The organism is Microbacterium yannicii PS01 (assembly GCF_000304335.1).
Classification (GTDB): Bacteria; Actinomycetota; Actinomycetes; order Actinomycetales; family Microbacteriaceae; genus Microbacterium; species Microbacterium yannicii_A.
The window spans coordinates 1-12,179 of sequence record NZ_CAJF01000052.1; the positions used below are offsets into that span (position 1 = coordinate 1).

A 12,179-nucleotide genomic window follows, 5' to 3' on the forward strand; every position below is an offset into this window, starting at 1 on the left:
GGGGCATGACGCTGCCGCTTCCCGCGGCGACGACCACCGAACCGCTCGGCCCGCAGGCGCTCGCTCGGACGCCGGCTCCGGCATCCGCCCCCGCCGTCCGCTCGGCCACGGCGACTGTCACGGCGACCGCCACCGCGCCGGCATCGACCACCGCGCCGGCGACCGTCGCCTTCGCCGGCGACCACGGCGTTCCCGAGGACATCGACGCCACCCGGCTCACCGCGGCCGTCCCGCCGCCCGCGCAGCGCGCGGCGCTGTACCCCGAGGCGCCCGTCCTGGCGGTGCTGACGTGGGACGACGGCACGCGCATGGCGGTCTACGGCCGCACCCTGTACGGGCGGAACCCCGCGGCCACCGCCGGCGCGGTGGCGATCCCGGTGCGCGACGAGACCCTCTCGCTGTCGAAGACGCACTTCGAGGTCGGCGGCGACGCCGACGGCGCGTGGATCGTCGACCGCCACTCGACGAACGGCACCGTCCTGGTGCGCGACGGGAGCCGGATCCCGCTCGTGCCCGGACTGCCGACGAGCCTGCGCACCGGCGACCGCCTCGAGTTCGGCGACCGCACCGCGGCCGTGGGCGAGGCGTGATGAGCCCCGAGAGCGGACCGATCACGGTGGTCGTCGGGGCGGCGACCGATCCGGGCCTGCGCCGCCGCATCAACGAGGACTCGTTCATCGCCGACGCGCCGCTGTTCCTGGTGGCCGACGGCATGGGCGGCCATCACGCCGGCGAGATCGCCAGCGCCACCGTCGTCGACGAGTTCGCCCGGCTCGCGGGCCGGTCCAGCCTCACGATCGACGAGGTGCACGCCGCGGTGGCGGCGGCGCGCCGCCGGGTCGTCGCGCTGCCCACCGGTCAGGGTGCCGGCGCCGGCACCACGCTTGCCGGCGTCGTGATCGCCGACGTCGACGGGGAGGGCTACTGGCTCACCGTCAACCTCGGAGACTCGCGCACCTACCGCCTGAGCGGCGGAGAGTTCGAGCAGATCAGCGTCGATCACTCCGTCGTGCAGGAGCTCATCGACAGCGGCGAGCTCGAGGCGCACGCGGCCCAGCGCGATGCGCGCCGCAACGTCATCACGCGGGCGATCGGCGCCGGCAGCGACGGCGAACCGGACTACTGGCTGCTGCCGGCGGAGGCCGGCGACCGCATCCTGGTCTGCTCCGACGGGCTGTCGGGCGAGCTCGAGCACGACGCACTGCACGCGATCCTCCTCGCCGAGACCGAGCCGCAGGCGGCGGCGACGCGCCTCGTCCACGAGGCGATGGTGCGGGGCGGGCGCGACAACATCACGGCCATCGTGGTGGACGCGATCGCGGTGCGCACGCGTGGCAGCGGTTCGTGGGAGAGTGATACGGTTCCGGCGGGCGCCCCTGTCGACGAGATCGACGGTGACACGCTCCCGCGGGCGATCGCCTCAGGAGGATTCTGAATGCCGACGCTGTACGCACCGGGTGAGACCCCGGTAGCCGTCACGCCGCGCGGGTTCGTGGTCCTCGATCCCGAGACGCCGCACACCCTCGCGGCCCGCATCCGCGCCCTCGTCGCCGACGGCCGCGGCCTCGGCGGCGTGATCGAGGCCCTCACCGGCGCCTACGGCACATCGCTGACGGCCATCCCCCCGTTCGGCGTCGCGCTCGCCGACGGCGGCGGCGCGGTACGGATCGCCGCCCGCGGCGACATCGCCTTCGACGTCGATGCGACCGCTCCCGAGCGGGTGTCGGGCGCCGGCGTCACGACCTGGACCGAGCGCCTCGTGCCGGGGGCGACGCGCGTCACCTTCGCCACCGCCGACGCGCTCCCGGCCGAGCTGCCGGCGATCGACGCGGTCGTGCTCGCCGCCGTCGTCGAGTGGGACGTCGTGGAACGGGATGCCGCGGCCCCGCGCCCGTCGACGGGAGCCGTGGGCCCTGCCGCCGCCGTCGTGCCCGGTGAGTCCGCGCCCCCGGCCACGCTCGAGGTCGAGCCGGCGCCGCCGGCCGAGGAGCCCGCCGCGGCCGCCGAGGACGAGTCCGCCGTCGATCCCGAGCCCGCCGTCGAGGCCGCCGACGAGCGTTCCGAGCCCACGGAGCCCAAGCCCGCGGAGCTCGAGCCCACGGAGCCCGAGCCCTCATCGGCGCCCGCACCGGCGATACCTGATGCCGCGGTTCCGAGGGCCGCGACACCCCCGGTGGGCTCGGCGGCGGCATCCGTCCCCGCCGCTGCGCCCGCCCCGATGCTCATCGACTCGAACGCCGTGCTCTCGCTCACCGAGACGCTCCTGCCCGCCGATTCCACGATCGCCGGCCACACCGACCGGGGTGGAGACCACCCGGGCGAGGGCGGGTCTGGCGCCGGCTCAGCCAGTCCGCTCGCCGGGAATCCGGACGACGCCGAAGAGCCGTGGGCGGCGACCGTCGTGCGCGGCGGAAACGACACGGCGGGCGCACCGGCGGCGCCCGAGATCGCGGGCGACCACGACGGCGAGACCATCTCGCTCGCTCAGGCACGCGCGCTGCGCGGCGGCACCGACCCGTCGACGGGCCCGTCCTCGACCCGCCCGGCAGGCCCCGGCACGGCCTCGCCGATCACGTCGCCCCTCGCCCCGCCGCGGCCGCCCGCGCCGGGCCGGGTCCGGCTCTCGACCGGCCAGGTGGTCACGCTGGACCGGACGATCGTCATCGGCCGGCGACCGCGGTCCACCCGCGTGTCGGGCACGGACCTTCCGCATCTCGTGGCGGTCGACAGCCCCCAGCAGGACATCTCGCGCAGCCACGTCGAGCTGCGGGCCGAGGGCGAGAGCATCGTCGCGACCGATCTGCGCACCACGAACGGCACCACCCTCCTGCGCGCCGGAAGCGAGCCGATGCGGCTGCACCCCGGCGAAGGCACCGTGGTAGTGCCCGGCGATGTGCTCGACCTCGGCGACGGGATCACCGTCGCGATCGAGGCGGTGTCGTGAGCACCAAGCGCGCGCCCATGGCGCCGCCCGACCTTCCCGGGTTCACCTACGTCGATGTGCTCGGGTCGGGCGGATTCGCCGACGTGTACCTGTACGAGCAGCAGCTGCCCAAGCGCCGGGTCGCGGTGAAGGTGCTGCTCACCGACCGCATGTCCAGCGGATCGGTCGAGGAGTTCACCGCCGAGGCCAACGTCATGGCGATGCTGTCCACCCACCCCGCGATCGTCACGATCTACCAGGCCGGCGTCGCGCGCGACGGGCGCCCGTACCTCGTGATGGAGTACTGCCCCAAGCCGAACCTGCAGGTGCGGTACCGGCGCGAGCCGTTCTCGATCGCCGAGTCGCTGCGCGTCGGCGTGCAGGTCGCAGCGGCGGTCGAGACCGCGCACCGCGCGGGCGTGCTGCACCGCGACATCAAGCCGGCGAACATCCTCGTCACCGAGTACAACCGGCCCGCCCTCACCGACTTCGGCATCGCGTCGACCACGAGCGCGGCGGCCGAATCGGCCGGCCTGTCGATCCCGTGGTCGCCGCCGGAGTCCTTCGCCGACGTGCCCCGCAGCGACCCGCGGTCCGACGTCTACGCGCTCGGGGCGACCGTCTACACCCTGCTGGCCGGTCATTCGCCGTTCGAGATCGCCGGCCAGCGAAACAGCGCCGCCGAGCTGATCCACCGCATCGAGACGGTGCCTCTCCCCTCGCTCGGCCGCGCGGACGTGCCGGCGTCGCTGCAGCGGGCCCTCGAGCGCGCGATGGCGAAGCCGTCGGCCGACCGCTACGAGAGCGCGCTGGCCTTCGCCCGGGCCCTCCAGACCGTTCAGATCGAGCTCTCGCACTCCGTCACGGCCATCGACATCCTCGATGACCACGTGCCCGAGGACGTCGAGCAGGACGAAGACGACGGCCTGACGCGCGTGCGCGGCGTCGTCAGCATCAGCCCCGAGACCAACCCCGCCGCCGGCCTCACGCGCCCGTCGGCGAAGACCGCGCCGAGCGGCGCCGGAGGCGCTTTCGCCCCGACGGCACCGACTGCGGGATGGGGCACGACCGGCACGGTGCCGGCCGGCGGCGGACCCGGAGTCGACACCTCGGCCTCGGATCCCGCCGAGTTCGAGACGGTGCTCCGGGGCACGCCACAGGTCGCGCCCGCGGCGTCGCCGATGAACGCGCCGGCGGAGATGACGGATGCCGCGGACCAGACGATCCTCCGCGCGCCGGCGTTCGCGCCCGAGCCGGCAGGTCCCCCCGCGGAGCAGGCCGCTCCCGCTCCTCCCCGCCGTCTCCGGCTGTGGATCGGGCTCGGCGCGGCGGCGCTCATCATCGTCGCGATCATCGTGGGCGTCTCGCTGCCGGGAATGCTCGGGGGCACACCCCAGAAGACGCCGGTCGCCGGCGAGACGTCGAAGCCGCAGGATCCGATCTCGGCGATCGTGCCCGCGCCGGAGGCGATCACGGGCGCCCCGGTCGACGGCGGCGTCCGGTTCACCTGGACCAATCCCGACCCGCAGGAGGGCGACCGGTACCTGTACGGCGTCGTCGCCCTCGCCGACACCGAGCCCGACCTCACGCCGGTCACCGAGGCCGAGGTGACGGTCCCGGCGACGGCGGGCGGCCAGACCTGCATCGACCTGGTGCTGGTGCGCCAGAACGGCAGCTCGTCCGACACCGTCCGGGGGTGCACGCCGTGACCACGCGGACGGCCGACGAGCTCACCGTCGAGTTCGCCGGCGAGGAGTTCGCGGTCGAGCCGGGGACGGTGTTCTCCGTCGGCCGCGAAGGCGATCTGGCGATCGACGACAACCTCTTCCTGCACCGCAACTTCCTGACGATCCAGAACGTCGACGGTCTGTGGCTGCTGTCCAATGTCGGCACCCGGCTGTCGGCGACCGTCACCGACTCGGGCGGACGCGTGCAGGCGTGGCTCGCGCCCGGCGCCCGGCTGCCGCTGGTGTTCGCGTCGACCTCGGTCATCTTCAGCGCCGGTCCGACGACGTACGAGCTGACGATCCACGCGGCCGAGCCGACGTTCCGTGACACGCAGCCCGAGTCGGAGAACGACGACGGCCTGAGCACGATCGGCGACGTGCCGCTCACCCACAGCCAGCGGCTCATGATCCTCGCGCTCGCCGAGCCGGTGCTGCGCCGGGAGGGCACCGGGATGAGTGAGCTGCCGACGTCGGCCCAGGCCGCGGAGCGCCTCGGGTGGACGCTGACGCGCTTCAACCGCAAGCTCGACAACGTGTGCGACAAGCTCGACCGCATCGGCGTGCCTGGCATGCGCGGCGGAGTGCGCTCCTACGCCACCAACCGTCGGGTGCGGCTGGTCGAGCACGCCATGGCCGCGCGGCTCGTCACCCGCGAGGACCTGCCGCTGCTCGACCAGGAGCACAACGACGACAACGCCTGACCCCCTGAGCTTGTCGAAGGGCGGTCCCTGAGCCCGGAAGCTCCACGGTCCCTGAGCCTGTCGAAGGGTCAGCGCCCGGCGTCGTAGAGGTGCCGGCCGCCGTGGCTGACGACCTTCACCACGACGCCCCGCCGGTGCAGTTCAGCGACCGTGCGGGTCTCCTCGTCGATGTCACGGCCCAGAGCGTGCACGTTCGCGACCACGAGCACGTCGCCGCGGCGCAGGGTGCCGAACAGGCGGACCAGGCGCTCCTCCCACGACTCGAGCGTCTCGGGTGCCGGGTGCCGGAACCCGTCGATCGGCACGCCGAAGCGCGAGAGGTCGTCGCGCTGCTCGACGACCGACGGCATGTCGTCGCGCGAGATCACGAGTCCGACCAGGCGCGAGCCGACGGGACGGGCGCGCCACCAGTTGCGGTCCTGCTGCATCTCGGTGAAGCACTTCGGGCACTCGGCCGCCGGGTGCGGCAGGTGCAGCGGGCTGGTGTCGGCGGAGGCCTCGTCCCCCGCCATCGCGGTGGTCGTGACCTGCGTTGCCTCGCTCATGTCAGCCGCCCCTTCGCTGCGTCCGTGCTCCCCGAACCCATTCTCTCCCGAGATCGCCCGCTCGTGTGCCGGCGGACACCCGTCAGTCGTCGCCGAGCCGCAGCTCGAGGCTCAGCTGGTCGGCGTCGAGCTCGGCCAGTGCGTGACGCAACGCGGGCGTGCTGTAGCCGCCGCCCGACGACAGCTCGTTGAGCCGCACGCGCATCGCGGCGATCATCGCCAGGCGAAGCTCGAGCAGGCCGTTCACCGACGCGGTCACCTCGTCGTCGGGCGGTTCGAGGTACCGCTCCTCGACCCGCTGCAGGACCTCGGCGGGGAAGGGCGATCCGTCGCGCCGCCGCAGTGTGGCCTCCGAGAGGGCGGAGACCGCGGCATCCCGCAGTTCCTCGTCGAGTGCCGTCTGCTCGGCGTGGTCGAGGTGATCGGCATCGGACCGGTCGATCCGCAGCAGCCGCACCAGCCACGGCAGGGTGAAGCCCTGCAGCATGAGGCTGCCCGCGGCGACCGCGAAGGCGATGAACACCAGCAGTGCGCGGTCGTCCGTCTCATCGCGGGGCAGGGTCTGTGCGGCCGCGAGCGTGACCACGCCGCGCATGCCCGCCCAGACGATGATGGCGCCGTGCCGGAAGTCGAGCGGCGAGGCCTGGTAGTAGTTCAGGTCGCCCAGCGCCCTGCCGACCCGGTGCCGCATCGAGGCGAGGCGGCGCTGCGTTCGCGGGTCGTCTGGATCCGGTGCCTGCTGCGTCCTCAGCTCGAGCCGTCGTCGCCGGCCCGCGAGGCGGCGTGCGGCGCGACCCGTCGGGGGATCAGATGCCGCAGCCCCGGTCTGCGGCAGCGCGGGGTTCGCGTCACCCGTGGCCATCGCATCGATGGTGGCGCTGATCGCCTCGAGCCGCTCACGCTGCCGGCCCCGTGCCCTCCGTGCCTGCGCCCACACCAGCACCGACACGTAGGCGGCGCGCACGCCGAGGACGATCGCGAGCGCCCCCGCGGCGATGCCGAGCCCGGTGCCGAGCCCGTTGTGGTCCTCGATGTTCTCGGCGACGATCGCCGAGAGCTCGAGGCCCATCACGAGGAACACCGCGCCTTCGAGGACCAGCTCGACCGTGCGCCAGTTGTGCTCGTCCGACATCCGCTGCTCGGGGGTGAACCAGCGGGCCGCGCCCTGGCCGGTGACGATCCCGGCCACGACGGCGGCGACCAGGCCCGACCCGCCGAGCTCCTCGGTGGGCAGGTAGGCGACGAAGGGGACGACGAACCCGACGGCGGTGGTCGCCGCCGAATGCCCGATGAGGGCGCGCAGCCGCAGGTTGAGGTATCCGACGAGCGCGCCGACCACGACGGCGACCAGCACGCCCCACGCGAAGGCGGGGAGGAATCCGAGCCCGAGCCGCTCGTCGCCGGCGAGTCCGGTGGTTCCCACGGCGGCCGCCGCGATCATCGTGCGCAGCAGCACCAGGGCGGTGGCGTCGTTGAGCAGGCTCTCGCCCTCGAGCATCGTGACGACGCGGCGCGAGACGCCGAGGCGTTTCACGATCGATGTGGCCACGGCATCCGTCGGGCTGAGGATCGCGCCGAGCGCGACCGCGATCGCGGGATGGATGCCGGGGATCACGGCCAGGAAGAAGAACGCGAGTGCGACCGAGCTCAGGATCACCAGAACGAACGACAGGCCGGCGATAGGACCGAAATCGCGCCGGAACTCGATCGCCGGCAGCGCCACGGCCGCGGAGTACAGCAGGGGCGGCAAGACCCCGACGAGGATCCATTCGGGGTCGATCTCGGGCACCTCGACGAAGGGCAGCAGACTGACCACACCGCCGATCAGCAGCAGCACGAGAGGTCCCGCGATGCCCACCTTCGGCGCGACCGCGGTCGCAAGCGCGATCACCACGATGGCGCCGATCAGGAGGATGAGCAGTTCCATGCGCGGCTACAGCACTCCGAGGGCGCGAACCGCGTCGCGCTCGGCGGCGAGCTCGGCCACAGAGGCGTCCAGCAGTCGCCGCGCGCGGTCGTCGAGGTCGAGGCCCTCGACGATGCGATACCCCTCGCCGTCGCCGCGCGAGATCACCGGGAACGAGCACACGAGCCCCTCCGGCACGCCGTACTCGCCGCGAGAGACCACGGCGGCCGACGTCCAGCCGCGGCGGGTGCCGAGCTGCTCGTCGCGCACATGATCGATGGCGGCATTGGCGGCGGAGGCGACCGACGACGAGCCGCGCACCTCGATGATCTCGGCGCCTCGCTTGGCCACCCGCGGGATGAAGGCGTCGTCGAGCCAGGCCGACGCGGCTTCGCTGCCGCCTAGGCGCTCCGCGAGAGCTTCGAGCAGCGACCGGCCGTCGGCCAGGATCCCGTGCGCGACGTCGGGGAACTGGGTCGCGGAGTGGTTGCCCCAGATGATCACGTCCGCGATGTCGCCGGGACTGACCTCCAGGGCAGCGGCCAGCTGCCCCACGGCGCGGTTGTGATCCAGTCGCGTGAGGGCGGAGAAGCGGTCGGCGGGGAGGGACGGATCAGCGGATGCCGCGGCGATGAGCGCGTTCGTGTTGGCGGGATTGCCGACCACGACCGCTCGCACGTCGTCGGCGGCGACCGCTCCGATCGCCGCTCCCTGCGGTCCGAAGATGCCGGCGTTGGCCGCCAGGAGGTCGGCGCGCTCCATGCCCGGTCCGCGCGGGCGTGCTCCGACGAGGAGCGCGATGCTCGTGCCGTCGAACGCGGTCAACGGGTCGTCGGTCACGTCGACGTCACGCAGCAGCGGGAACGCGCCGTCCTGCAGCTCGAGCGCGGCACCCTCAGCGGCGCGCATCCCCTGTGGGATCTCGAGGAGGCGCAGCCGCACCGGGCGGTCGGGCCCGAGCATGTCGCCGGCCGCGATGCGGAACAGCAGCGCGTAGCCGATCTGCCCGCCCGCACCCGTGATGGTCACCGTCGTGGGTTCGCTGGCCATAGGCAGAGCCTATTCCTCTCGCCGCAGTCAAGCCGGGGGCGTCGGGCCTGTCGGAACGTGACCCTGCGGGGTGCGGAGGGTACCGTGACTGCATGACGTTCAATGAGAACGCCAGTGTCGGGGGGAGTTCGGCACGGCGACGCGGACGAGGCGCGGCGGTCGCCGGCGGCGGTATCGCCGGCCTCGGCGCCATCGCCGTGCTGCTGTTCCAGCTGTTCACGGGCACAGACATCTCGTCCATCGTGCCGGGCATCTCGCAAGGCGGCGGAGAGACCGGCGGCGGGGAGTCGGTCATCGAGAACTGCCAGACCGGCGCCGACGCGAACACGCGCGACGACTGCCGGCTCGCAGCCGGCCAGCTCGCTCTCGACCAGTACTGGCAGAGCGAGATGGAGGGCTACCGCCAGCCGCAGCTCATCATCGTCGACGGCTCGACCGGCACGCAGTGCGGCACCGCGTCGAATCAGACCGGTCCCTTCTACTGCCCGCCCGAGCAGACCGTCTACGTCGACCCCACGTTCTTCTCCCTTCTTCGCGAGCGCTTCGACGCGACCGCGGGACCGCTCGCTCAGCTCTACGTGCTGGCCCATGAGTACGGGCACCACGTGCAGAACATCGCCGGCTACATGGAGGAGTACCCGAACAACGGGACGGGACCCGACAGCAACGGCGTGCGCATGGAGCTGCAGGCGGACTGCTTCGCGGGTGCCTGGGTCGGCGACATGACCGAGCAGGTCGACGAGAACGGCGTGCCGTACCTGCAGGCGCCGACGCAGCAGCAGATCGCCGACGCGATCAACGCCGCGCAGACGGTGGGCGACGACCACATCCAGCGGGAGTCCGGGGGCGCGGTCAACCCGGAGTCCTGGACCCACGGCTCGAGCGAGCAGCGGCAGCGCTGGTTCGAGACCGGATATCAGCAAGGCACGGGCGCGTGCGACACGTTCGCCGTTCCCGGGGGCAGCCTGTGAACGAGCATCTCGACGACATCCTCTATCCCCCGATCGAACCGTACGAGACCGGCGAGCTGATCGCCGGTGAAGGCAACCGCCTCTACTTCGAGCAGAGCGGCAACCCGGACGGCAAGCCGGTGGTGTTCCTCCACGGCGGTCCGGGCGCCGGCACCTCGCCCTGGCACCGGCGCTTCTTCAACCCCGAGGTCTACCGCATCGTGCTGCTCGACCAGCGCGGCTGCGGGCGCTCGACGCCGCATGCCGGCGAGCCCGATGCGGACCTGCGCCACAACACGACATGGCACCTCGTGGCCGATGTCGAACTGCTGCGCAAGAACCTCGGCATCGACAAGTGGCAGGTCTTCGGCGGCTCCTGGGGGAGCGCGCTGGCGCTGGCCTACGCGCAGGCGCACCCTGCCGCGGTGAGCGAGCTGGTGCTGCGCGGCATCTTCACGCTGCGCCGCCACGAGCTGGAGTGGTTCTACGAGGGCGGCGCCTCGGCGATGCTGCCCGACCTGTGGGAGGAGTTCCTCGCCCCGATCCCGGTGCTCGAGCGCGCCCGGCTCATCGAGGCGTACCACCGGCGGCTCTCCGATCCCGATCCCGAAGTGCACACCCCGGTCGCGATCGCGTGGTCGCGGTGGGAGGCTTCGTCGCTCACGCTCCTGCGCGACCCCGAGCTCATCGAGGCGATGACCGAACCCCGGGCGGCCGTGGCGTTCGCCCGCATCGAGAACCACTACTTCCTCAACGGCGGCTGGTTCGACGAGGGGCAGCTCATCGCCGGGGTGGACGCGATCCGGCACATTCCCGCTGTGATCGTCCAGGGTCGCTACGACACGTGCACGCCGCCGATGACCGCGTGGGACCTGCACCGGGCGTGGCCGGAGGCCGAGTTCACGATGGTGCCGGATGCCTCGCACGCGGCGTCCGAACCGGGGATCGCGGCCGCCTTGCGCGCCGCGACGGACCGGTTCGCGGCATCCTGAACCGTCCTCGCGTGAGCCGCACGACGAACGCCCAGCCGTCCTTTGATAGGATGGGAGGACTTGCAGCGCTCTGATGCGCTTCTTGCGTCGTAGAACGCTTCCCCTCCCGCCGCCGCCTTCCCTTCGAAGTGCGATGCCGGTGATGACTTTCGTACGGCGACCCGTGGGCGAAATCCGCCCCGGCCACCGATGGGGCACCGACGTGCCCAGAGAACAACCCTTCATGACTGATGTCACTTTCGGCGCGCTCGGCGTGCCGCAGCCCCTCGTCGACGCGCTCGCGGCCGACGGCAAGACCACCGCGTTCCCGATCCAGATCGACACGCTCCCCGACACCCTCGCCGGCCGCGACGTCCTCGGCCGCGGCAAGACCGGCTCGGGCAAGACCCTCGCCTTCTCCATCCCGATGGCCGCGCGCCTGGGCACGAAGCTCGCCGGCGGCAACCGCCGCAAGGGCCGCCCGCTCGGTCTGGTCCTCGCGCCCACGCGCGAGCTCGCCACGCAGATCGACGCGGTGCTCGCGCCGCTGGCCAAGGCCTACGGCCTGACGACCACCACGATCTTCGGCGGCGTGAACCAGAACCGCCAGGTGCAGGCGCTGAACGCCGGCGTCGACATCATCGTCGCGTGCCCCGGCCGCCTGGAAGACCTCATGAAGCAGGGCTACGTGCACCTGGACGCGATCGAGATCACCGTGATCGACGAGGCCGACCACATGGCCGACCTCGGCTTCCTGCCCGGCGTCACCCGCATCCTCAACGCCACGCCGTCGGGCGGGCAGCGCCTGCTCTTCAGCGCCACCCTCGACAACGGCGTGGACAAGCTGGTGAACCGCTTCCTGCAGAACGAGGTGCTGCACTCCGTCGACGAGGCGAACTCGCCCGTCGCCGCGATGACCCACCACGTCTTCACGATGGACGCCGAGACCAAGAAGGACGTCGTCAAGAGGCTCGCTTCGGGCATGGGACGCCGCATCCTGTTCATGCGCACCAAGCACCAGGCCAAGAAGCTGGCCAAGCAGCTGACCTCGCAGGGCATCCCCGCGGTCGACCTGCACGGCAACCTGTCGCAGCCGCAGCGCGACCGCAACCTGGCGGCGTTCTCGTCGGGCGCGGCTCGCGTGCTCGTGGCGACGGATGTCGCGGCGCGCGGCGTGCACGTCGACGACGTCGAGCTCGTCATCCACGTCGACCCGCCCACTGAGCACAAGGCGTACCTGCACCGTTCAGGCCGCACGGCCCGCGCGGGCGCCGAGGGCGCCGTGGTCACCCTCGTGATCCCCGGCCAGGAGAAGGACGTCTCGCAGCTGCTGCGCAAGGCGGCCATCTCGGTCAAGCCCGTCGCCGTGACTCCCGAGTCGCGTGAGGTCGCCGAGCTCGTCGGGC

Annotated in this window: 11 protein-coding genes; 8 read left to right on the forward strand and 3 right to left on the reverse strand. The window is 72.5% G+C overall.

The features are described 5' to 3' along the window. From WYM_RS18345 to WYM_RS18365, 5 genes are all read left to right on the forward strand, one after another. On the forward strand, positions 1-590 hold a 590-nt coding region (locus WYM_RS18345; protein ID WP_019182306.1), incomplete at its 5' end, for an FHA domain-containing protein. Next, positions 590-1,435 carry a PP2C family protein-serine/threonine phosphatase gene (locus WYM_RS18350; RefSeq protein WP_026059926.1) on the forward strand — a complete coding sequence of 282 codons (846 nt, stop codon included), beginning with the start codon at positions 590-592 and terminating at the stop codon, positions 1,433-1,435. The genes WYM_RS18345 and WYM_RS18350, both read left to right, overlap by 1 nt. Continuing rightward, positions 1,436-2,944 carry an FHA domain-containing protein gene (locus tag WYM_RS18355; protein ID WP_019182308.1) on the forward strand — a complete coding sequence of 503 codons (1,509 nt, stop codon included), beginning with the start codon at positions 1,436-1,438 and terminating at the stop codon, positions 2,942-2,944. It abuts the gene before it with no gap. Continuing rightward, entirely contained in the window at positions 2,941-4,632 is a 1,692-nt protein-coding gene (locus WYM_RS18360; RefSeq protein ID WP_019182309.1) for a serine/threonine-protein kinase, read from the forward strand. The genes WYM_RS18355 and WYM_RS18360 overlap by 4 nt, the downstream gene beginning before the upstream one ends. Next, positions 4,629-5,351, forward strand: coding sequence for a hypothetical protein (locus WYM_RS18365; RefSeq protein WP_157525357.1), 723 nt, complete (start codon positions 4,629-4,631; stop codon positions 5,349-5,351). The genes WYM_RS18360 and WYM_RS18365 overlap by 4 nt, the downstream gene beginning before the upstream one ends. A gap of 68 nt (positions 5,352-5,419) precedes the next feature. On the opposite strand, the gene WYM_RS18370 is transcribed toward WYM_RS18365, so the two are convergent. The 3 genes from WYM_RS18370 to WYM_RS18380 form a co-directional block, all read right to left on the reverse strand. Further along, entirely contained in the window at positions 5,420-5,896 is a 477-nt protein-coding gene (locus WYM_RS18370) for a recombinase family protein (RefSeq protein WP_019182311.1), read from the reverse strand. Positions 5,897-5,978: 82 nt separating this feature from the next. Further along, complete coding sequence (locus WYM_RS18375) at positions 5,979-7,823, reverse strand: cation:proton antiporter (protein ID WP_019182312.1); 1,845 nt, start codon at positions 7,821-7,823, stop codon at positions 5,979-5,981. 6 nt (positions 7,824-7,829) lie between these two features. Continuing rightward, positions 7,830-8,852: a malate dehydrogenase gene (locus tag WYM_RS18380; RefSeq protein ID WP_019182313.1), complete on the reverse strand. Its 1,023-nt coding sequence runs from the start codon at positions 8,850-8,852 to the stop codon at positions 7,830-7,832. A gap of 92 nt (positions 8,853-8,944) precedes the next feature. Between WYM_RS18380 and ypfJ the strand changes: the two genes are divergently transcribed. The 3 genes from ypfJ to WYM_RS18395 all read left to right on the forward strand — a co-directional run. Beyond that, the gene (gene ypfJ / locus WYM_RS18385; RefSeq protein WP_019182314.1) at positions 8,945-9,823 is read left to right on the forward strand and encodes a KPN_02809 family neutral zinc metallopeptidase; all 879 of its coding nucleotides are present in this window, start codon (positions 8,945-8,947) and stop codon (positions 9,821-9,823) included. Further along, positions 9,820-10,794, forward strand: coding sequence for a prolyl aminopeptidase (gene pip, locus WYM_RS18390; RefSeq protein ID WP_019182315.1), 975 nt, complete (start codon positions 9,820-9,822; stop codon positions 10,792-10,794). The genes ypfJ and pip overlap by 4 nt, the downstream gene beginning before the upstream one ends. Before the next feature lie 223 nt (positions 10,795-11,017). Continuing rightward, the coding region (locus tag WYM_RS18395; RefSeq protein WP_019182316.1) for a DEAD/DEAH box helicase at positions 11,018-12,179 on the forward strand (1,162 nt) is incomplete at its 3' end.